The following is a 21905-nucleotide window of genomic DNA, read 5'->3' on the forward strand; positions in this document are numbered from 1 at the left end:
TCACCTCCCGTCGAGGGCGAGGTTGAGCGCGAGCACGTTCACGGCGGGCTCGCCCATGAAGCCCAGCGCCCGGCCGATGGTGTGCCGCCTGATGAGCTGTTCGACCTCGGCAAGGCGGAGCCCGCGCGCTCTGGCGACGCGGGGCGCCTGAAGCTCGGCGTAGGCGACGGAGATGTGCGGGTCCAGGCCGGAGCCGCTCGCCGTCACCGCGTCGGCCGGCACCCGCACGGCGGTCACGTCACCGCGGACGGGGACGGTACGTCCGGCCGCGTAGTCCTCGCCCCTCCTGGCGCACTCCACCGTCACCCCCTGGTACGTGCGCACGAACGGGACGGCCGGACAGACCTGGTTGACGCTCACCACCCGGCCGGGGAACACCTTGAGCACCGCGCCGACCCCGTCCGCCGTGCAGTACGGACGCGCGCCGCTGACCCCCTCCAGCTCGCCCACCGCCTTGGACCGGGCGCAGACCAGGGTCAGCAGCGACGGCCTGCCCGCGTCCACGACGTCCTCGGGCCCCAGGTTGGAGGCGCCGCTCGCGGCCGGGTCGTAGCCGGTCGCCGACGGGCGGGACTGGAAGTACGCGCGGATCGGCTCACCGCCGGCGCCGGTGAAGGACTGGCCGATGAGCGCGCTGCCGACGGCCCTGCCGTGCGCGGTGACGATCGAGCCGTTGGCGCGGCCGTGGAACAGCGCCTGCGCGACGCCGGTGACGGCCAGCGGATAGACGACGCCGAGCAGCGCGCTGAGAACGGCCACCGCTCTCAGCGCGGCCACGTGCCGGCGAACCCAGCTGGGCATACGTTCCATTTAACCCATCCCTGGAAGGAGGCTGACGAGCAGGTCGATGGCCTTGATGCCGACGAACGGCGCGACGACGCCGCCGAGGCCGTAGACGTACAGATTGCGGCTGAGCAGCTTGGACGCGCTGGACGGCCGGTATCTGACGCCTCTGAGCGCCAGCGGGATCAGCGCGACGATGACGAGCGCATTGAAGATCACCGCGGCCAGGATCGCGGACTGCGGGCTGGACAGGCGCATGACGTTGAGCGCGTCGAGACCGGGGTAGACCGCGGCGAACATGGCCGGAATGATCGCGAAGTATTTGGCGAGGTCGTTGGCGATCGAGAACGTGGTGAGCGCGCCCCGCGTGATGAGCAGCTGCTTGCCGATCTCGACGATCTCGATGAGCTTGGTCGGGTCGGAGTCGAGGTCCACCATGTTCCCGGCCTCCTTGGCGGCGGAGGTGCCGGTGTTCATGGCGACGCCGACGTCCGACTGGGCCAGGGCGGGGGCGTCGTTGGTGCCGTCGCCGGTCATCGCGACCAGGCGGCCGCCCTGCTGTTCCGCCTTGATGAGGGCGAGCTTGTCCTCGGGGGTGGCCTCGGCGAGGAAGTCGTCCACGCCGGCTTCATCGGCGATGGCCGCGGCGGTCAGCGGGTTGTCGCCGGTGATCATGATGGTGCGGATGCCCATGCGGCGCAGTTCGGCGAAGCGTTCCCCCATGCCCTCCTTGACGACGTCCTTGAGGTGGATCACGCCGAGCACGCGGCCGGCCTCCGCGACCACCAGCGGGGTGCCGCCGGAGGCGGAGATGCCGTCCACGACCTGCCCGACCTCGCCGGACGGGCGGCCGCCCGTCTCGCGCACCCACGCCAGCACCGCGGCGGCGGCGCCCTTGCGCACCTGGCGGCCGTCCACGTCGACGCCGGACATGCGGGTATGGGCGGTGAACGGCACCCAGGTCGCGTGCGCGAGCTCGCCCGGAGGGCGCTCGCGCAGGCCGTGGCGCCTCTTGGCGAACACCACGATCGAGCGGCCCTCGGGGGTCTCGTCGGCCAGGCTGGACAGCTGCGCCGCCTCGGCCAGCTCGGTCTCGCCGGCCCTGTCCACCGGGACGAACGCGGCGGCCTGCCGGTTGCCGAGCGTGATGGTGCCGGTCTTGTCCAGCAGCAGCGTGGACACGTCGCCGGCCGCCTCGACCGCGCGGCCCGACATCGCGAGCACGTTGCGCTGCACGAGGCGGTCCATGCCGGCGATGCCGATGGCCGACAGCAGCGCGCCGATCGTGGTCGGGATCAGGCAGACCAGCAGCGACACCAGCACGACGCCGGTGACGCCGTCGCGGCCGATGGCGAGGGAGCCGGGGACGCCGGGGTTGGCGGCGACGGAGTAGACGGCCGCCGGCTGCAGGGTGACGGTGGTGACGAGGAAGATGATCGTCAGCGCGGCCAGGAGGATGTTGAGCGCGATCTCGTTCGGCGTCTTCTGCCGGTTCGCGCCCTCGACCAGCGCGATCATCCGGTCGATGAAGCTCTCGCCGGGCTTCTGGGTGATCCGCACGATGATGCGGTCGGACAGCACCTTCGTGCCGCCGGTCACGGCGGAGCGGTCGCCGCCCGACTCGCGGATGACCGGGGCGGACTCGCCGGTGATGGCGGACTCGTCCACGCTGGCGATGCCCTCGACGACGTCGCCGTCGCCGGGGACGACCTCGCTGGCCTCGACGATCACGTGGTCGCCGGGCCGCAGCTCGGCGGCCGGGACGACGTCCCAGGTGCCGGGGTCGTGCGGGCTGCGCAGCCGGCGGGCCCGGGTGCCGGCCTTGGCCTGGCGCAGCGTGGCCGCCTGCGCCTTGCCGCGGCCCTCGGCGACCGCCTCCGCCAGGTTGGCGAAGAGCACGGTCAGCCACAGCCACACCACGATCGCCCAGGCGAGGAACGAAGGATCGGCGACGGCGAGGATGGTGGTGAGAGCCGCGCCGGCTTCGACGACGAACATCACCGGGTTGCGCCACAGCGTGACCGGGTTGAGCTTGCGCAGCGCGTCCGGCAGCGCGGCGGCCAGCTGACGGGGGTCGAGCAGGCCGCCCTTCAGCACAGGGGTTGGCATGTCAGGACAGCCCTTCTGCGAGGGGCCCGAGCGCGAGGGCAGGGAGGAAGGTGAGGGCGACCAGGATCACGGTGACGCCGATGAGCAGGCCCACGAACAGCGGCCGGTGCGTCGGCAGGGTTCCCGCGCCCTCGGGGACGGGCGCCTGCGCGGCCAGCGACCCGGCCAGGGCCAGCACCAGGACGATCGGCAGGAAACGGCCGAAGGCCATGCACAGGCCGAGCGCCACGTCGTACCAGGGGGTGCCGGCCGTGAGGCCGGCGAAGGCGGAGCCGTTGTTGTTCGAGGCGCTGGTGAAGGCGTACAGGACCTCGGACAGGCCGTGCGGGCCGGCGTTCAGCATGCCCGCTCGCCCCTCGCCCGAGCCCAGCGCGGCGGCGCTGCCGGACAGCACCAGCACCGGCGTGACCAGGAAGTACAGCGAGGCCAGCTTGATCTCGCGGGCGCCGATCCGCTTGCCGAGGTATTCCGGGGTGCGCCCGACCAGCAGCCCGGCGACGAACACCGTGATGACGGCCAGCACGAGCATGCCGTACAGGCCCGCGCCGACCCCGCCGGGCGCGACCTCGCCCAGCATCATGTTCAGGAGCGTCATCATGCCGCCGAACGGGGTGAAGGAGTCGTGGAAGGAGTTCACCGCGCCGGTGCTCGTGAGCGTGGTGGCGGCGGCGAACGTGGCCGAGCCTGAAACGCCGAAGCGCAGCTCTTTGCCCTCCATCGCGGCGCCGGCCGCCTGCGGCACGGTGGCGGCGCCGGACAGCTCGAAGACGTTCGTGAGCAGCACGCTCGCCACCGCGAGCACCCCCATCACCGCGAGGATCGCATACCCCTGCCTGACCTGGCCCACCAGGCGGCCGAAGGTACGGGTGAGCGCGAACGGGATCACCAGGATCAGGACGATCTCGAACCAGTTCGTCCAGCTCGTCGCGTTCTCGAACGGGTGGGCCGAGTTCGCGTTGTAGAAGCCGCCGCCGTTGGTGCCCAGCTCCTTGATGGCCTCCTGGGAGGCGACAGGCCCGCCGGTGATGGCCTGCGTGCCGCCGGTCAGGGTCGTCACGTGCTGGACGCCGGAGAGGTTCTGCACCACGCCGCCCGCCACCAGCACCAGCGCGCCGGCGAAGGCGATCGGCAGCAGGATGCGCAGCGTGCCGCGGACCAGGTCCACCCAGAAGTTGCCGATCGTGGCCGACTCCCGGCGGGCGAAGCCGCGTACCAGGGCGACCGCGACCGCCATGCCGGCCGCGGCCGAGACGAAGTTCTGCACGGCCAGCGCGGCCATCTGCGTCAGGTGTCCCATGGTGGACTCGCCGGCGTACGCCTGCCAGTTGGTGTTGGTGACGAAGCTGATCGCGGTGTTCCAGGCGATGTGGCCGGTCACCGGTTCCATGCCGAGGCTCAGCGGCAGCCGGTCCTGCAGGCGCTGCATGCCGTACACGACGAGGACCGAGACCAGCGAGAACGCCAGCAGCGCGCGGGCGTAGACGGGCCAGCTCTGCTCGGCGTCCGCGCGGACCCCCAGCAGGCGGTAGACGCCGCGCTCGGCCGCGGTGTGCCGGGACGTCGCGTAGACGCGGTACATGTGGTCGCCGAGCGGCTTCCAGGCCAGCGCCAGCGCGGCGATCAGAGAGCCGGCGAAGAGCGTGGCGGCCATCAGAAGCGCTCCGGGAACAGCAGGGCCGCGACCATGAAGACCACCAGGGCGGCGGCCACGATGAGGCCGGTGGCGTCGACGGCGCTCACAGCCGCTCCACCGCCCGTACGACCAGCCCGAAGACCGCGAAGATCGCGATCGTCATGGCGACGAAGATGACGTCGGCCATCCCCACTCCTCAGCTCGGATGATCAGAGCGCCGCCCCTGGATGAGCGGCGCAGATCAAGCAAACGTCGGAAATATGGGTGTTTCGCCGTTCTTGACGGGATTCATACGGCTATGGCGCGGATATTGACGGCCTCGCTACGCCTACGGCTGGAGGGTCGCGCGGGTACCAGGCGCCGGGCTTGTCACCGACGTCCTCAGGGGCGGCCGGGCCGATCGGGACGAAACCGGCGCGCGACTCTATCCGGACGTGAACAGCGAGGTGTAGGCGCTGGAGTGCTGCTGGCCGGACATGAAGGAGACGAACTGCCGGACGAACGCGCTGCGCGAGTAGGCGTCGCCGCTGCCCGCCAGGTCGCGGTGGAAGGCCGTGCGGAACAGGTCGCGGTATTCGCCGGCGTCGATCTTCTCGTCGTCGTCGGTGTCGGTGACGTCGAACAGCACGTCGGCGATCCTGATGAGGCCGGTGCCGGGCAGGCGGGCCGCGGCGGCGGCGTACTCCTCGCGGGTGACCCGCCCGTCGCCGTCGCGGTCGAGCGCGGCCTGCAGCTCGGACCACCACGCGGCGTACGCCTGGAACAGCCGCTCCTCCTCCTGCCCGCCGAGGTCGAGCCGGGTGGCGATCTCGCGCGCCATGGCGGCCAGGTCGGGCCAGCGCAGGCAGCCGTCGCCGGTCTGGTCGAGCACCTCGGTGAAGAACCGGTCGGCCGAGCGGGTCACCTGCTCGCCCTCGTCGTCGCCGGCAGGGGTGAGCAGGCGTACGAGGGCCGCGGCCTTGCGGGCCTGCCTGCGTACGGTCTCCAACGGGGCTTCGCCCTGGCCGTCCAGGAGGTTCATGAAGAAGTCCACCCGCGTCCAGCTCTCCGGCAGGTGGCGGGTGGCGAGGGCGGCGCCCAGGTAGGCGCTCTGCATGAGCGTGCGGGCGCCCGGCAGGTCGGGCAGCGCGACCCGCCTGCTGAACGCCTCGGGGAGCGAGGCGATGGTGATCGCCGTGGCCAGCGGGCTCGCCACGGCCCGGCCCGCCGTCCACAACGCCGGGTGGGCGCGCAGCACGGGAGGAGCGGGCACGTTCGCGAAGAGCCGGTAGAGGATGACGCCGACCGCCTCGTTGTTCTCCAGGCGGTGCTCGACGATGTCGTCGAAGTAGGGCCAGAACTCGGGCAGCGTCGCGGGCAGGTGGTCGGCGGTGCCCTCCATCAGCGCGAGGAACGTACGGTGTTCGTCGTAGAGGCGGCGCATCGCGTCGGCGCCGAGCGCGTCGCCGCTCAGCCGGCACATCGTCACCGTCGAGTCGAACAGGGTGGCCACCACCCACGCGCGCGCCTCGGGATCGGTCGCGTCGTAGGGGCGGCCCTGGGCGTCGGTGCCGGACATGCGGGAGTGCAGGCGGTTGAGCCGGGCCGCCTCGCGGTCGCGTACGCGCGGGTCGGGGTCGAGCAGCCGTCGCGCGCTCGTGACGGTGTTGCGCAGCCGCCGCCACGGATGCGTCAGGAACGTGGAGTTCTCCATCAGCGCCGCGCCGATCTGCGGATGGGCGGCCTCCAGCAGGGTGGCCCTGGTCACCGCGAGCCCCCAGCGCGCCTCGGAGACCAGGGGGCGCAGGAGCGAGTCGGGGCCGAAGACGTCCTGCTGCGGGTCGGTGTGGCTCAACGAAGGCCCTTTCCTGTGGCGGTGGTGGGGTGGACGTCGCCGAAGCGGCGCCGGCGCCGCAGGTAGGCGTCGAGGCATTCGGCGAAGTGGGCGGCGCGGAAGTCGGGCCAGAGCACCTGGGGGAACACCCACTCGGCGTAGGCGACCTGCCAGAGCATGAAGTTGGAGATGCGCTGCTCGCCCGAGGTGCGGATGACGAGATCGACGTCGGGGGTGTCGGGATAGGGCAGGTGGGCGGCGAAGCCGGCCTCGGTGACCTCGTCGGCGGGTGTCGCGGACCTGATCAGCGAGCGGGCGGCCTGCACGATGTCGCGGCGGCCGCCGTGGTCGAAGGCGACGGTCAGCGTCATGCGGGTGTTGTCACGGGTGAGCGTCATCAGGTCGGTGATGTCGCGGACCAGCGGGGCTGGGATGCGCGGGTCGCTCATGCCGAGGAAGCGGCAGCGGATGCCGCGGGTGTGCAGCGCGGGCGCGTGCTTGCGGATGGCGCGGCGCACGAGCCGCATGAGGATGTCGATCTCGCCCGCCGGGCGCCGCCAGTTCTCGGTGGAGAAGGCGTACAGGCTGAGCCAGGTGACGCCGGCGGCGCGGGCCGCCTCGATGACGTCCATGACGGCGGCCTCGGCGGCCTCGTGACCCGCGGTGCGCGGCAGCGAGCGCTGCTCGGCCCAGCGGCCGTTCCCATCCATCACGCAGGCCACGTGACGCGGTACGGCCATGACCACCTCCATAGCTGAACGTTACGGTTCCAATACTCTAAGCGATGCACTTCGTGGGTGGGAGTGGCAGGTCCCGGTTGCCGCTCGGCGCGAAGAGCATCCTGTTCGACATGGAGCGAACGGGCCGTGTCGAGGTCTGGGCCGAGGTCCGGGCCGAGGTCCGGGCCGAGGTCCGTGCCGAGGTTCGGGTCGAGAGCCTTGAGGGCGTCGACGACTTCGCTCGGCGCGGCCCTGTTCCATCGAGGACCCGAACAACTACGCAACGTGAAGATGGAGTGACGTTCATCCACGAGATGGCTGGCGAAGGGGATCCGGGCCGCCATTTCAGGAGATTAGGTTCTTACGGGCCAATGGGCCAGGTTTGATATATCCGCAGGTCAGGCCGGTAAGCCCGGAAACGGTCACGGAACGTGATCATGGGAACGCTACCAAGCCCTTTTCATCCCGTTTTAAGGGCATTTATGGGCATTCATGAGTGCCGTCCACGCTATTTGACTATCTTGGTCTCCCCGGAATACTGGGTGGGCGAACGGCGCCGGTTCGCCCTTTCCTCCTAGCTCAGGACTGTCATGCCGTCAGATTTTGTCAGCGTCGCGATAGTGGCAGGCGTCGTCGCCATCGCTCTCGCCGCCGTGCTGATCTACCGAAACCGCGCCGGCCGTGAGCTCGCGCAGACCCGCGCGCAGCTGACCGAAACCCGGCGCGCGCACGAACGCCTGTCCCGCGAGGGCGGCCAGTGGGAGCAGCGCCTGCGGCAGGCCGAACACCAGGCCAGAGAGGCCGAACGCCAGATCAGGGAGGCCGAGCACAAGGCCAGGGAGGCCGAGCATCAGGCTCGTGAGGCCGAGCACCAGGCCCGTGAGGTCGAACGGCAGGCCCGCGAGGTCGAACGGCAGGCCCGCGAGGCCGCCGAGGAGGCCCGCGAGCTGCGCGCCCAGCACGACCTCGCCCGCGCCGAGACCGACCACCTGCTGACCACCCGCATCCCCGCCCTGGTCTCCCACCTGCGCGCCTCCCACGTCACCGTGCCAGGGCTGCAGAACGCGAAGCTGGCCGGCACCGACATCGACCGCCAGCACCTCGCCGTGCTCGACGCGATCTCCAGCGCGGTGCGCGAGGAGTCCGTACGCATCGACGAGGCCGCCCAGGCGATCGTGCGCGGCGCGATGTCGCGCGTGCAGACCCAGGCCCTGCGCGCCCAGGACCTGCTGTCGTCCGTCCAGCAGCGCTACAGCGGCGACGAGCACACCGACCTGCTGCGCGAGGTGCTCGGCCTCGACATGTTCAACGAACTCATCATCCGCCGCGCCCAGGCCACCGGCATCGCCTGTGGCGCCACCGCCGGGCTGTCGCGCGACGACACCTACCTCGTCGACCTCGTGGTCGGCGCCGTCGCCCGCGTCGAGAACTTCGACCAGCGCATCGACGGGCCCGCCAACCACCTGCGCCGCCGCGTCGGCGTGGCCGCCAGGGCCGCCGAGCCGATCCTGTTCGTCACCTCCGAGCTGCTCGCCAACGCCGTCCACCACTCCCACGGCACGCTCAAGGTGACCATCGCCCTCCACGAGACCAACACCGGCGCGGCCATCGTCATCGACGACGCCGGCGTCGGCCTCAACGAGGAACAGTACGCCCGCGCCGGGCGGCTGCTCAGCGGCCGGCACTCCGTACGCCTGGTCGACCTCGGCAACCCGCCCCACACCGGGTGGGCCGCCATCGGCCGGCAGGTCGCGCAGTACGGCATGCAGGTCACGGTGAAGAAGAGCGCCTACGGCGGCGTCCAGGCCGTGGTGAGCGTCCCCGCGGGACTGCTGGTGGAGATGCCGGAGAACACCCGCCCGTCTGTGCTCGCGCCCGAGCCGGTCAGGGCCGTCGTCGCGACGTCGCCGTACCAGCAGCGCCTGCCCGAGGCGGCGCCGGTGCCCGCCGCGATCGCCCCGCGCCCCATGCGCGCGCCCGAGCCGCCCGAGCCGCGCCCCATGCGTGCGGCCGAGCCGCCCGAGCCGCGGCCGGTGCGCACGGCCTCCCTGACGGACGCGCCCACCGACCCGGGCACCGACCCGGGCACCGGCCCGGCGGCCCTCTCGGACACCGGGATCGACGGCCTGCCAGGGCTGCCGCAGCGCCGCCGCCAGACGCCGCGGCGCGCCCCCACGGGCCCCGCCACCACCCCGCTCACCACCCCCGAGGAGGCCCAGAAGCGGTGGGGCGACTTCCAGACGGGCGCAGAAGCGGGCCGCCGCGAAGCGCTGCCGTCTCAGCACGACGACGCGACCGAAGGGAACTGAACCCTCCATGGACCACACCCCCGCCGCCACCCCCCGCCCGCGCCGCCGGCCGCTGACGCTCGACGTCTCCTGGGTCCTGTCACCGCTCCTCGCGCTGCCCGGCGTCACCAGCGGCGTGGTGCTGAGCCGCGACGGGCTCATCCTCGGCGGTTCCGCCAACGTGAGCGTCGAGGCGGGAGAGCGTACGGCCGCGATGACGAGCTCGGTGCTGGGAGCCGCCCGCGCCCTGTGCGAGGGGCTCAGCAACGGCGCCGACGGCGAGGTCGTGGACATCGTCATCTCCGCGGGCACCGGCTACTACTATCTCGCTCCCGCCGGTGACCGCGCCGCCATCGTCGTGGCCGCCACCGGCGCCGTCCAGATCGGGTCTCTCGCGTACGAGGTGCAGCTCCAGGTGCAGAAGCTCATCAAGGCGCTCAACGACGCCAGCGCCGCCAGGACGCCGGAAGCCCCGGCATGACCTCCGGACGGCAGCGGCGGCGTGTCGTCCCCGACTTCATGGCCGCCGCCAAGCTGGCCGTGCCAGAACACATCAGCGTCGAACGGACGACCCTCGTCTACGTCGCCCCCGAGGCGGTCCACGGCGCGCTGGACCCACCGGGCTCTCACCTGGTGAACCTCCTGGAGGAGGGCCCGCTGTCCGTCTATGAGTGCGCGGCGCACCTGGGCCTGCCGTACTGCGTGGTACGGCTGCTGGTGGCGGGGCTGGCGGCCTCCGGCACGCTGCTGACCCGGGATCCGCCGCGCGCGGACGGACCCGACATAGAAATCTTGGAGTTGGTACTCAGTGGCCTCCGCGCTCTCTGATAGCCGGATCAGCGCCGACCACATCCCGGTCAAGCTGATCATCGCCGGACCCTTCGGCGTGGGCAAGACGACCATGGTCAGCGCCCTGTCGGAGATCGAGCCCCTCAACACCGAAGAGGTCCTCACCCAGGCGGGCACGCTGGTCGACGACCTCACCGGCGTCAACGAGAAGACCACCACCACCACCGCGATCGACTTCGGCCGGCTCACCCTGCCCGGCGTGGTGCTGTACCTGTTCGGCGCTCCCGGGCAGACCCGCTTCCAGGTGCTGTGGGAGGAGCTGGCGCGCGGCGCGCTCGGCGTGCTGGTGCTCGCCGACACCCGCCGCATCGACGACAGCTTCGCCGTGCTCGACCTGGTCGAGAACGCCGGAATCCGGTACGCGGTCGCCGTCAACCACTTCCCCGACTCGCCCGAGTACCCGGCCGAGGCGCTGCGGCAGGCCCTGGACCTCGACCCGCGCACGCCGCTGCTGGTGTGCGACGCCCGCGACCCCGTCTCCGCCCGCGCCTCCCTCATCGCGCTGGTGGAACACATCAAGGAACTGATGTCGACATGACCCTGCGTTATCTGCCCGACGCGGGCAAGCTGTACGGGCCCGAGTTCACCAACGACCCGCAGGCGGTCTACGCGCGGCTGCGGGAGCGGCACGGGGCCGTCGCGCCCGTGGAGATCGCCCCCGGCATCCAGGCGCACCTGGTGATCAGCTACCAGGCCGCGCTCGACGTGCTGACCAATGCCGACGGCGCGTGGAGCAAGGACTCGCGCCCGTGGCAGGTCAGGCTGCCGGACACGCCCGGCGCGGCGGCCGCGCTCGGCATGCTCGCCCACCGCGACAACGTGCTGTTCTCCGACGGCGCCGACCACGCCCGCTACCGCCGGGTGGTGATCGACTGCTACAGCATGATCCAGCCGCACAAGCTGCGCGACATGGTGATCGAGGTCTCCGACTCGCTGATCCGCGGCTTCGCCGCCAAGGGCTCGGCCGACCTGGTGCACGAGTTCGCCAGGCCGATCCCGCTGCGCGTGTTCAACCTGCTGCTCGGCCGCCCCGACTCCGACAGCGCCGCGCTCATCTCGGCCCTGTACGACATGATGGAGGCCGACCCCGAGGCGGGCGCGCGCGGCTCCGAGAACTACTACCGCTACATCATCGAGCTGATCGAGTCGAAATACGCCAGCCGCGGCGACGACCTGACCTCGTGGTTCATCGACCACCCCGCCGGGCTGACCCAGCAGGAGGCCATCGAGGCGCTCGTCGTCACGCTGGCCGCCGGCTTCGACCCGATGGCGAGCCTCATCTCCAACACGATCTCCCGCATGGTCAGCGACGACCGCTACTACAGCTCGCTGACCAACGGCGCGCTCAGCACGTACGACGCGCTCATGGAGGCGCTGCGCGCCGAGCCGGCCATGGCCAACTACGGCCCCTACTTCACCACGCGGGCGGTCGACTTCCACGGCACCTGGATCCAGCCGGCCGAGCTGGTCCTGGTGTCGTACGCCGCGGCCAACACCGAGCCGACCCACGTACCGGACGAGCTGCGCTCCGACGGCGGCTCCTACCTGGGCTTCGGCGCCGGCGCGCACCGCTGCCCGGCCTCCGACCCGGCGACGCTCATCGCCATGACCGCCATCGAGCGGCTCACCTCGTACCTGAGCGACCTCGAGCTGGACGTGCCGCGCGAGGAGCTCGAGTGGCGGCCGGGGCCGTTCATCCGCTCGCTGGCCACCCTTCCGGTCAGTTTCACCCCCATCCGCCCCGACCAGCCTGGAGAGTCCCCTTGGTCAGCGCAGAGCGCGTCGCCCTCGACCCCTTCGGAACCGACCTTCCCGGCGAGTCCCGCCGACTACGCGACCTCGGCCCCCTGGTCCTCGTAGAGCTCGCCGGCGGCATCCCCGCCTGGGCGGTGACCCGGCACGACCTGCTCAAGGAGCTCGTGCTCAATCCGCTGGTCAGCAAGGACAAGCAGCACTGGCGGCTGTGGGAGGAGGTCGGCGGCCGGCCCGAGTGGATGTGGATCGCGGGCTGGATCGGCGTGCGCAACATGCTCAGCACGTACGGCGCCGACCACCGCAGGCTGCGCAAGCTCATCGCGCCGAGCTTCACCGCCCGCCGCAGCAAGGCGCTGCAGCCCGTCATCGAGCGCATCATCGCCGAACTGCTCGACGACATGGCCGCCACGCCTCCAGGGCAGCCGGTCGACCTGCGGTCGGCGTACGCGCATCCGCTGCCGATGCGGGTGATCTGCGAGCTGTTCGGGGTGCCCGAGCACATGCGGACCGACATGGCCGAGATCATGGAAGCGGTCATGGACACCACGGCCACGCCCGAGGCGACGGCGGCCAACCTGCAGCGCATCGCCACCGTCCTGCCCGCGCTGGTCGCCTACAAGCGCGAGCACCCCGGCGACGACCTCACCACGGAGCTGATCGAGGCCCGCGACCAGGGCGACCGGCTCAGCGACGACGAGCTGCGCGACACGCTGCTGCTGCTCATCGCCGCCGGGCACGAGACCACCGTCAACCTGATCGGCAACGCGGTGCACGCCCTGCTGACCCACCCCGAGCAGCTCCGCCGGGTGCTGGCCGGGGAGATCACGTGGGAGGCGGCGGTGGAGGAGACGCTGCGCTGGGCGCCGTCCATCGCCAACCTGCCGCTGCGGTTCGCGATCGAGGACATCGAGATCGCCGGCACGCGGATCCCGGCCGGCGACGCCATCATCACCACGTACCTGGCGGCCAACCACGACCCCGCCCAGCACGGTGAGGACGCCGACCGGTTCGACGTCGCCCGGGACCAGGCGGAGCACCTGGCCTTCGGCGTCGGCGTGCACCGCTGCATCGGCGCGCCGCTGGCCAGGCAGGAGGCGCTCACCGCGCTGCCCGCCCTGTTCGCCCGTTTCCCCCACCTGCGCCTGGCCGAGCCGAGCGGTGAGGCGCCGCACGTGCCGTCGTTCATCGCGCACGGCTGGAGCGAGCTGCCGCTGCTGCTCGACGACCCGTCCTGACGCCGTGACACGATCATGACATCGCGCTGACGGCGCGCGGACATCGCCGCACCACAGTGATTCGGAGCCGCCCCCCGGGCCGGCTCCGAATCACTGCAGGAAGGCTGATGGATCGTGACAGAACGCGTACGCGTGGCCGTCTTGGGAGGCGGGCCGTCCGCCGAGCACGAGGTGTCGCTGCAGTCGGCTCAGGCCGTGCTCGACGCCTTGCCCGCCGACCTTTACGAGCCCGTCCCGGTCATCATCGACCGGCGCGGCCGGTGGCCGGTGGAGCTGCGGCGCGACGTGGTGGACGTGGTCTTCCCCGTGCTGCACGGCCCGTACGGGGAGGACGGCGTCGTCCAGGGGCACCTGGAGGCGCTCGGCCTGCCGTACGTGGGGTGCGGCGTGCTGGCCTCGGCCGTCGCGATGGACAAGGTCGCGATGCGGCGCGCGTTCGTCGCGGAGGAGGTGCCGGTCACCTCGTCCGTGTGGTTCTCCGCCCGCGAGTGGCGCGCCACCACCGACCCGTGGGCGCTGGTGAAGCCGCTCGACTGGCCGATGTACGTCAAACCGGCCAACATGGGCTCCTCCATCGGCATCTCCCGCGTCACCTCCGTGGACGAGCTGCGCGCCGGCGTGGAGCTGGCGCTCACCCACGACCGGGTGGTGGTCGTCGAGCAGGGCGTGAGCGCGCGGGAGTTCGTGTGCGGCGTGCTCGGCGGCCACGACGAGCCGGACGTCTCGGTGCCCGGCGAGCTGCTCGTGCCCGGCGACTGGCTCGACTACGAGGCCAAGTACCTCGGCCGGTCCGAGATCGCCGCCATCCCCGCCGTCCTGCCCGACCGGATCGCGGGCGACATGCGCGAGCTGTCCCTGCGCGCCTACCGCGCGATCGGCGGCTACGGGCTGGCCCGGGTCGACTTCCTCTATGAGGAGGCGACGGGCCGCCTGTACGTCGGCGAGATCAACACGATGCCGGGCTTCACCGCGCGGTCCGTGTACGCCAGGTGCTGGGAGGCGAGCGGTGTCCCGTACCCGGAGATGCTGCGCCGCCTCATCGACCTCGCCTTCGCGCGGAGCCGCGCGTGATCCCCATGACGCTGCGCGAGATCGCCGAGGTCGTCGGCGCGCGCCTGCACGACGTGGCCCGCCCCGGGACGGTGGTGTCGGGTCCCGCTGCGGTGGACTCCCGCGAGGTGCGGCGGGGCGGGCTGTTCGCCGCCACGGCCGGCGCCCACGTGGACGGGCACGACTTCGCCGGTGCCGCCGTCGCGGGCGGCGCCGTCGCGGTGCTCGCCGCGCGACCCGTCGGGGTGCCCGCGCTGGTCGTCGGGGACGTCCAGCTCGCGCTCGGGCGGCTGGCCGGGCACGTGCTCCGGCGGCTCCGCCCGGCGGTGATCGGCCTGACCGGGTCCGTCGGCAAGACCACGACCAAGGACCTGCTGGCCCAGGTGCTCGAACGGCACGGGCCGACCGTGGCCACCGACCGGTCGTTCAACAACGAGCTGGGGCTGCCGCTCACCGTGCTGCGCGCCGACGCCGGCACCCGCTACCTGGTGCTGGAGATGGGGGCGAGCAGGAAGGGCGATCTGACCTATCTGACCGGCATCGCGCCGCCCGGGCTCGGGCTGGTGCTGAACGTCGGGGCCGCGCACGTGGAGCGCATGGGCGGCGGGCTCGCCGACGTGGCCGCGGCCAAGGGCGAGCTGGTCGAGGCGCTGCCCGCCGACGGGTGCGCGCTGCTCAACGCCGACGATCCGTACGTGCTGGGCATGGCGGGTCGTACCCGTGCGCCGATCCTGCTGTACGGGCGCGCGCCGCAGGCCGAGGTGCGGGCCGAGCACGTGCGGCTGGACGGGCGGGCACGTGCCGCTTTCGACCTGATCACCCCGACCGGCCGGGCCCCGGTCCAGCTGGACCTCATCGGCGCGCACCAGGTCGCCAACGCCCTGGCGGCCGCCGCCGTCGCCACCGCGCTCGGCCTGGACGCCGCCGAGATCGCCGACGGCCTGACCGCCGCCCGCCGCCGCTCGGCCGGCCGGCTGGAGATCGTCGAACGGCCCGACGGTGTCACCGTCGTGGACGACGCCTACAACGCCAACCCCGAGTCCATGCGGGCCGGGCTGCGGGCGGTCCGGGCCCTGGCCGGCGACCGCCGTACCGTCGCCGTGCTCGGCGCCATGGGGCAGCAGGCGGACGCCTCCCGCGCCCGGCACGCCGACGTGGGCGCGCTCGTCGCGCTGCTCGGCTTCGACGTGCTGATCGCGGTCGGCGCGGGCGACCCGCACGCCATGGCGGAGGCCGCGGCATCCCGCGGCGTGCACGTCCACACCGTCGCCGACCCCGCCGAGGCCGCCGCCCTGGCCACTGAGCTGCTGCGGCCGGGGGACGTGGTGTTCGTCAAGGCGTCCAGCGAGATCGGGCTCGGCGCCTGCGCCCGCGCCCTCACCCACTGAACGGAGAACGCACATGCGCGCGATCGGCCTCATCGGCGGGCTGAGCTGGGAATCGACCGCCATCTACTACCAGATCATCAACCAGCGGGTACGCGAGCGGCTCGGCGGCAGCCACTCGGCCGACAGCCTCATCTGGTCCGTCGACTACACCACCGTCGAGGACCTCATCTTCGCCGGCCGCTGGGACGAGGTGAGCGCCCTGCTGGCCGACGCCGGCCGCAAGCTGGAGGACCTCGGCGCCGGCGTGCTGCTCGTCTGCAGCAACACCTTCAGCAAGGTCAGCGACGACGTGGCGCGGGCCACCGGCGTGCCCGTGCTGCACATCGCCGACGCCGTGGGCGCCGAGGTCCGCTCCCGGGGGATGCGCAAGGTCGGCCTGCTCGGCACCCGCTTCACCATGGAGCAGCGCTTCTACCGTGACCGGCTGGTCTCCCACGGCTTCGAGGTGATCGTCCCGCCGCGCGAGCAGCGGGACCTGGTGCACGACGTGATCTTCGGTGAGCTGGTGCGCGGCGTGATCCGCGAGGCGTCCAGGGACGCCTACGCCGAGATCATCGACGGGCTCGCCGCCGCCGGGGCCGAGGGCGTCATCCTCGGCTGCACGGAGATCGAGCTCCTGATCACCGAGAAGGACACCACCGTCCCGCTGCTCCCCACCGCCCGCCTCCACGCCGAAGCCGCCGCCACCTTCGCCCTGTCGGGCTGACGCCGGGGGCCGCCTTGGCCCTGGCGGGATGGCCCCGGCCGTCGCCGCCTTCGCCTCGATGGGCCGGCCCCAGGGCGCCGCCTTCCCTTCCTGACGGGGCTGACCTCAGGGCGCCACGCGTGAGCGCGGGCGCCCTGGGGCGGTCAGGGGGCGGTGAGGAGGGCGTGCAGGTTGCGGCATTCGTGGGCGAAGCGCGACTTCCTGCGGGTGCCGGCATGGCCGGCGATCACCGGGATCTCACCGCGGGCGTCCGTCCACGCGGCCACCTCGGCGGCGAAGGCGACCCAGGTGGTGTGGGTGACGGTGATGCGCCGATCCGTCCCCGCACCGGGAACCAGCTCGGGGAGCAGGCCCCGCAGGATGCGCCACACTTCGTGGTGACCGCCGGCCTCGGCCAGCTCGGTCAGCGCCGCGATGGCCGCCTTGGTCTCCTGCCAGGTGCGGCGCAGCACCAGCGCGAGCTGCCGGCCGATCGCCTCGCACGGCAGCGTGCCCCGCGCGGCCAGGCAGAGGACCAGAGGCAGCGTGCCGTGCAGCTCACCGCCCAGCATGAACGCGATGATCACCCCCGTGGCCTCGCCGAAGGGACCGTCCGAGAGCTCCAGAGCGGCGACGTCGGCGGGGAACAGCCCCGCACCCCAGTAGTCGTGGAGCAGGGCGGGCAGGGCGCTGACGGCCACGATCTCGGGGTGCGAGGGCACCATCGCCGCCCAGGCGGGAAGCTGGCCGCGCAAGTCGTCCCGCCGCCAGTAGTCCGGCTCCCGCAGCAGCACCTCGTCGATCATCCGATGGCCGCTGGGCGCCGTCACCCGCACCACGGGCCGCAGCTTGACCTCGGTGAAATGCTCGGGCTCGCTGTCGCCGAAGTCCACCATGGACGCGCCGACCATGTGCTGCCACACCGGCCCGCACTCGGGGTCGGCCATGCCGCCCTCGGCGAGCCACCGGGCGGCCGAGCCCGCCGCCTCCGAGCCGAGCTCAGCCGCCCGCGCGGCCGCCGCGGGGTGCTGCCCGCGCGGCAGCCGCAGCAGCGCCTGGGCCAGGTCGGCGGGCAGCGGCTCCACCCCGGCGGCGGCGCAGACCGCCAGCCGATCGACCAGCACGCCGGGGTCGAGGTGACCGCTCGTCGAGGTCGGCGTGGCCAGCAGCACCGGCGGCAAGGCGTCGGCGCGCAGGGCCGCGGCCAGCTCGGCGTAGCGGTGCAGCAGGAAGTCGTGCAGCGGGGCGACCGAGCCGCCACGCGGCAGCCGGTTGACCCGACGCCACTCCTCCGGCTCGGGCAGCTCCTCCGGCATGAACGACCGCAGCCGGGCCGGCATGTAGGAGACGGTCACCTCGACCAGCGGCTCGTCCGGGGCCGGCACGGGCACCGGCTGCCCGGCGCGCATCGCCGCGATCCTGTCAGGGGCGACGCCCAGCTCGGCCATGCGCTCGTAGACGTCTTCGAGGACGTGGGACGGCATGGCCTCATCGGAGGCGTCGTAGCGGACGCCGGGCCGCGACCGTAAGGCGTGGCGGTGATCAGGCGGCCCGGAGAACACGTCGTCGTCCGCGGGGGCCGGGCCGGTGAGGACGTCCCACCTAGCCTCCTCTTCCGGCTGCCGGTGGCCAGCGGGGGAGTCGAGGTGGACCCGGCCGCCGCTGAAGGCGACCTCCTTGCCGTGCTCGCGGGCCACCGCGGCGCCCGGACCCTCGTCACTGGTCCAGGTGATGTCGATGACGCGCAGCGGGCTGTCGTCGTCAAGGTAGCGGCCAGGACGGTAACCGCCGAACACCGCGAACCCTCTGGCCCGGCGACGCGGCTCCGGCGGGGGCTCCTCGCCGCGCGGGATGGCGCGTACCCGTACGGAATGGCTGGAGTTGTCCCAGGCCTTCCGCGGCTGGACCGGCGGCACCTCCGGCAGGCTGCCGGGACTCACCAGCTCGCGCGCCAGCGCCAGCTGCCAGCGGTCGGGCTCGTCGAGCACCTTCCTGGGATGCCAGTGCCGGCGCTCGACCTCCGGCTTGAGCTCGCCGCTGAGGCGGGCCCGGTCGTCGGCGACCCCGGCGACGAAGGCCGCGAGCCAACACTCCCTGCGCACCCAGAACTCGCCGGCGTCCGGATGGATCGACGGCGCGGGGAACGGCTCCGCCTGACGCGGCGCGGGCAGCGGCGGGAACACCTTGCGCTCCTGCTCCTCGACCGGGACCTCCCCGCCGAACCGCGCGACCAGCCGCGCCCGCTGGTCGGCGGGCAGGTGCTCGAAGCCGTCGCCGACGGCCTCGGCGTGATCGGCTAACAGCCCGGCATGCTTGAGCGTCAGCTCCACCGCGCGGTTGCGCACCTCGAAGGACGTGTGCGCGTACGCGGTCGTCAGCGCCGGAACGAAGTCACCGGCCGCGTCGGGTGTGGCCCGCAGCCCCTCGTCGAGCCAGCGCAGGCCCATGACCGCGAGCTTGGCCTCCGCCCTGAACGTGAGCGCCTCCACCGCCTCGACCAGGTCGGCGTGGCCGAGCGGCGGCGCCGCGCGCACCTGCCCGGCCGCCAGCTCGGCGACCGTGCCGGGCGCCGACGGCAGCAGCCGCAGGTAGTCGCGCAGGCGGGCGGCGGACTCGGCGGGCGTCGGTTCGAGCAGTGTGTGCAGCCGGACGAAGAACCGCAGATCCTGGACGTCGCCGCCGCGCAGGAAGCGGCTCACGCACCCGTCGAGCGCCTCCTGCCGCGGCAGCCCGCGCGCGGCGGTGGCCAGCCAGTGGGTCGGGCGGGGATCCAGGCGTTCCTCACGCAGGACGCGGCCCGCGCCGTCGGCGGTGAAGATCCGGGGCAGCAGCACCGGCAGCAGGGGATCATTGGGCACGCTCGGCGCGGCCAGCCAGGCGGCCACCAGCGGGTCGTGGTCGGGCGGCGTGACGCCGGACGCGCGCAGCAGCGCCACGGCCAGCGGCGCGATGCGATCGGCCGGACGGCGCACCCGCAGGGCCAGCCGGGCCGCGACGTCGCGACGCCACTCCGGCGAACGCGCGGCGGCCACCCGGCACACCTGGGCGACGTCGATGTCGCGGGCCCAGCGGCGGTTGACGTCGCGGCTGGTCACCCACGACACCGTCGCCGCGGGCCCGCCGATGACCCCCACCCCGGCCAGCAGCAGCCCACCGGCCACCATCCTGATCCCGTCGGCGACCTGCCAGGAGATCATGTCCACGTGGCTCTCGTGGTGTTCGGCGCGCAGCTTCTCCGTCAACGCCTCGCGCAGCTCCTTGACCAGGCCGGGCAACCGGCCCGCCAGCTCCGCGCGCTCCTCGTCGGTGAGCGCGACCAGGCGGTCCGCCAGCCGGGCGGTCCGCTTCTCGCTGATCAGCGTACGGATCTCCGTCCAGAGACTCATCGGGAGACCTCCACGGCGGCGCGGGCGACGATCCTGGCGGCCAGCACGTGCTTGCACGGCCCACGGGAGCCGCGATGGTCCCACCACCACTCGCACGTACACGACCCGTCCGTCAGCGACACCCGCCGCTCGCCGCCCGAGGTGCGCACGGTCGCCAGCTCGCCCTCCAGCCGCACCGCGCCCGCCTCGGCCAGCCTGCGCGCCTTGGCCAGGCGCGGGTTGAGCAGCAGCACGTTGTCCTTGTCGTACGGCAGCTCGCGGTGGAAGTGCGCGGCCTCCGCCAGGTCGTAGCCGACCCGGCCGGCGACGCCGAGCTGCGTCAGCGCGGCGCGTACGCGGTCGGCCGGGATGCCCGCCCGGTCGGCCAGCAGGCCGATCTCGACCTCGGGCTCGAAGTTGAGCAGCATGCCCACCACGTCGGCGTCGTTCTCGGCCTCGTCGGTGGCGAGGTCGTGGAGCACCGCGCCCTCGCCGGAGAAGCCGCGCCAGCCCTCGGGGGAGAGGGTCAGCGTGTAGCGCATGCCGGGCAGCTCCAGCTCCCAGGCGCTGGACGCGGCGTCGGCGGCGCCGTAGACGCGCAGGGTCTTGGCGAAGCGCAGCAGCGGCAGCAGGGTGGCGAGCCGGTTGGGGCCGGCCAGGCGTACGGACCCCGGCGTCTGCCGCTCCGACGCCTTCAGCTCGCGCCCCGCCTGCGTCACCCACAGCGTGCCGCGCTTGGGCAGCCCGCGCAGGAACCGCACCGCCGCCATGCCCGCCAGCTCGCCCCGCTGGTCCATGCCCGAGGCGATCACCTGCACCTCGGCGAAGCCGCGCAGCCAGCGCTCGGGCAGCGGCACCTTCTTCTCCACCACCGCGCCGTCGCCCGTGGTCACCACCAGCTCGTCGAGCCCCACCCCGAGGTGCAGCGGGTCGCGCGCGCCGATGCGGGCCAGCGCCTCGCGCAGGGGCGCGTTCACGTCGACGTTGGTGGTGCCCCGGTCGAACACCTCGCCGTCGAGCGCGCCGCCCAGCAGGTCGAGCCGGGCGTAGACGCCGCCGCAGGCCGAGAACGACTCGAAGCGCAGCCGGTCGCCGTTGCACGTGACGACCGGGTCGCGTACCCAGCCGGGCCGCGACTGCGGCTGGTGGTAGCGGGCGAGCGCCACATCGGCGACGCCGAGCAGCGCCGCGGCGGCCGGAGCCGCCTGAGTGACCACGCCACTGAAGAAGCGCGGAGCGAGGGCGGGCCCGGACAGGGCCCTGCCACCGGAGGTCGCCAGCCCGAGGCGACCGTCGACAAGGGAGGAAGGCGCGGCGTACGTGTACGCCTGCGTCGCTGCAGTCATGGCGGGGACGATAGATCGCCCCACCGACAGATTCCACCGGGGCCCCGAGGCCGATCTCGGACGCTGCCCGATCAACGCCGGCGGCCCGCTCGGGGCTTGACTAGATCCCGCATCCACCGCCCTGGTCGGCAAGCGGCGGCATCGGGGCACCCACCTGCTTCCACTCCGTCTCCTGGCGTCTCCCCAGACCGTGCTCGTCTATCCGGGTGCTGAAGGTCGACGCGAGAAGGCGCTCTTTGGCCAGTCTCGCCTCCGCGGACGTCGCCAATCGCAACTCTGTGCTTCTTCTGTAGTGGGAGTCGGGAATGCTCGGATGGGCCGCGGCGACTCTGAGCTCGATCGCCTCGATCCACATGGCTTCGTGCATCCGGTCCCGCGCCAGGCGTTTCTTCTCCCGATGCCGTGTCAATGACTGCTTTTCGAAGCGGCAGATCCAGTGGCCGTTCTCTCGCTCGATGGAGATCGGCTGAGGCGGCGAGTCGCGCCACATGGACGAGTCCGCCTTCTTGGATACGACCAGATAAGCCAGTACATAAAGTGCGAACGCTCTGGCTTCGTCCGCATCGAGGCCCGTGTCGCGGTCCCCGCGACGCCTGCGCACGAATGCGCGCACGGCGCTCTTGGCGCCATCGTAGATGGCGTTTCCCATCACCCCTGCGATGGCCGCCTCAGCGCCCCACTGCAGCGCCATGGAGATCAGAACATAGTCGATGTCCAGGTGAGGATCGGGGTCCTTGTGCTTTATGGCGGCGTACTGCTCGCCCAGGAGAGTCCGCGCGTCTTTCCCGGCATCCTGAGCGCCCAATAGGTCGTGAACCGCTTGAAGGTCCTCGGCGTCCTCATCACTGGTGGGTGGCGTGGTCACTTTTCCACTTTCTCATGAGCGG

General features: G+C 72.5%; 18 protein-coding genes. 9 read left to right on the plus strand and 9 right to left on the minus strand.

Annotated elements, in window-relative coordinates; translation table 11 throughout:
* The 6 genes from ACFFR3_RS06990 to uppS all read right to left on the minus strand — a co-directional run bounded on the left by ACFFR3_RS06990 (position 1) and on the right by uppS (position 7078).
* Positions 1-810, minus strand: coding sequence for a potassium-transporting ATPase subunit C (locus ACFFR3_RS06990; protein WP_345405347.1), 810 nt, complete (start codon positions 808-810; stop codon positions 1-3).
* Positions 811-2892 (minus strand): potassium-transporting ATPase subunit KdpB, encoded by a 2082-nt coding sequence (gene kdpB, locus ACFFR3_RS06995; protein ID WP_379482789.1) that lies wholly within the window; start codon positions 2890-2892, stop codon positions 811-813. It lies immediately after the preceding gene.
* A gap of 1 nt (position 2893) precedes the next feature.
* A complete protein-coding gene (gene kdpA / locus ACFFR3_RS07000) occupies positions 2894-4543 on the minus strand; it encodes a potassium-transporting ATPase subunit KdpA (RefSeq protein WP_379482790.1) in 1650 nt (549 codons plus the stop codon).
* Positions 4543-4632, minus strand: coding sequence for a K(+)-transporting ATPase subunit F (gene kdpF / locus ACFFR3_RS07005; protein ID WP_345405350.1), 90 nt, complete (start codon positions 4630-4632; stop codon positions 4543-4545). Before kdpF ends, kdpA begins: the two co-directional genes overlap by 1 nt.
* Before the next feature lie 317 nt (positions 4633-4949).
* The gene (locus ACFFR3_RS07010) at positions 4950-6359 is read right to left on the minus strand and encodes an oxygenase MpaB family protein (RefSeq protein WP_345405353.1); all 1410 of its coding nucleotides are present in this window, start codon (positions 6357-6359) and stop codon (positions 4950-4952) included.
* Complete coding sequence (gene uppS / locus ACFFR3_RS07015) at positions 6356-7078, minus strand: polyprenyl diphosphate synthase (RefSeq protein WP_345405356.1); 723 nt, start codon at positions 7076-7078, stop codon at positions 6356-6358. The genes ACFFR3_RS07010 and uppS overlap by 4 nt, the downstream gene beginning before the upstream one ends.
* A 599-nt stretch (positions 7079-7677) precedes the next feature.
* Between uppS and ACFFR3_RS07020 the strand changes: the two genes are divergently transcribed.
* The 9 genes from ACFFR3_RS07020 to ACFFR3_RS07060 all read left to right on the plus strand — a co-directional run bounded on the left by ACFFR3_RS07020 (position 7678) and on the right by ACFFR3_RS07060 (position 16328).
* Positions 7678-9366 (plus strand): hypothetical protein, encoded by a 1689-nt coding sequence (locus ACFFR3_RS07020; protein WP_364372194.1) that lies wholly within the window; start codon positions 7678-7680, stop codon positions 9364-9366.
* Positions 9367-9373: 7 nt separating this feature from the next.
* Entirely contained in the window at positions 9374-9826 is a 453-nt protein-coding gene (locus ACFFR3_RS07025) for a roadblock/LC7 domain-containing protein (protein ID WP_345405362.1), read from the plus strand.
* Positions 9823-10173 (plus strand): DUF742 domain-containing protein, encoded by a 351-nt coding sequence (locus ACFFR3_RS07030; RefSeq protein ID WP_364372198.1) that lies wholly within the window; start codon positions 9823-9825, stop codon positions 10171-10173. The genes ACFFR3_RS07025 and ACFFR3_RS07030 overlap by 4 nt, the downstream gene beginning before the upstream one ends.
* Positions 10154-10732: a GTP-binding protein gene (locus ACFFR3_RS07035; RefSeq protein ID WP_345405368.1), complete on the plus strand. Its 579-nt coding sequence runs from the start codon at positions 10154-10156 to the stop codon at positions 10730-10732. Before ACFFR3_RS07030 ends, ACFFR3_RS07035 begins: the two co-directional genes overlap by 20 nt.
* On the plus strand, positions 10729-12054 hold the full coding sequence (locus ACFFR3_RS07040; RefSeq protein WP_345405372.1) for a cytochrome P450 family protein: 1326 nt from the start codon (positions 10729-10731) through the stop codon (positions 12052-12054). Before ACFFR3_RS07035 ends, ACFFR3_RS07040 begins: the two co-directional genes overlap by 4 nt.
* A complete protein-coding gene (locus ACFFR3_RS07045; protein ID WP_345405375.1) occupies positions 11958-13184 on the plus strand; it encodes a cytochrome P450 family protein in 1227 nt (408 codons plus the stop codon). The genes ACFFR3_RS07040 and ACFFR3_RS07045 overlap by 97 nt, the downstream gene beginning before the upstream one ends.
* A 114-nt stretch (positions 13185-13298) precedes the next feature.
* Positions 13299-14255 carry a D-alanine--D-alanine ligase family protein gene (locus ACFFR3_RS07050; protein ID WP_379482791.1) on the plus strand — a complete coding sequence of 319 codons (957 nt, stop codon included), beginning with the start codon at positions 13299-13301 and terminating at the stop codon, positions 14253-14255.
* Positions 14252-15622 carry a UDP-N-acetylmuramoyl-tripeptide--D-alanyl-D-alanine ligase gene (locus ACFFR3_RS07055; protein ID WP_379482792.1) on the plus strand — a complete coding sequence of 457 codons (1371 nt, stop codon included), beginning with the start codon at positions 14252-14254 and terminating at the stop codon, positions 15620-15622. The genes ACFFR3_RS07050 and ACFFR3_RS07055 overlap by 4 nt, the downstream gene beginning before the upstream one ends.
* A gap of 13 nt (positions 15623-15635) precedes the next feature.
* Complete coding sequence (locus ACFFR3_RS07060) at positions 15636-16328, plus strand: aspartate/glutamate racemase family protein (RefSeq protein ID WP_345405384.1); 693 nt, start codon at positions 15636-15638, stop codon at positions 16326-16328.
* Positions 16329-16471: 143 nt separating this feature from the next.
* On the opposite strand, the gene ACFFR3_RS07065 is transcribed toward ACFFR3_RS07060, so the two are convergent.
* From ACFFR3_RS07065 to ACFFR3_RS07075, 3 genes are all read right to left on the minus strand, one after another.
* Entirely contained in the window at positions 16472-19693 is a 3222-nt protein-coding gene (locus ACFFR3_RS07065) for a hypothetical protein (RefSeq protein WP_379482793.1), read from the minus strand.
* Positions 19690-21018 (minus strand): SWIM zinc finger family protein, encoded by a 1329-nt coding sequence (locus ACFFR3_RS07070; protein WP_345405392.1) that lies wholly within the window; start codon positions 21016-21018, stop codon positions 19690-19692. Before ACFFR3_RS07070 ends, ACFFR3_RS07065 begins: the two co-directional genes overlap by 4 nt.
* 100 nt (positions 21019-21118) lie before the next feature.
* Positions 21119-21883, minus strand: a complete 765-nt coding sequence (locus ACFFR3_RS07075) for a hypothetical protein (protein ID WP_345405395.1) — start codon at positions 21881-21883, stop codon at positions 21119-21121.
* Positions 21884-21905 lie beyond the last annotated feature (22 nt).

The organism is Nonomuraea salmonea (assembly GCF_042428605.1).
Lineage (GTDB): Bacteria > Actinomycetota > Actinomycetes > Streptosporangiales > Streptosporangiaceae > Nonomuraea > Nonomuraea salmonea.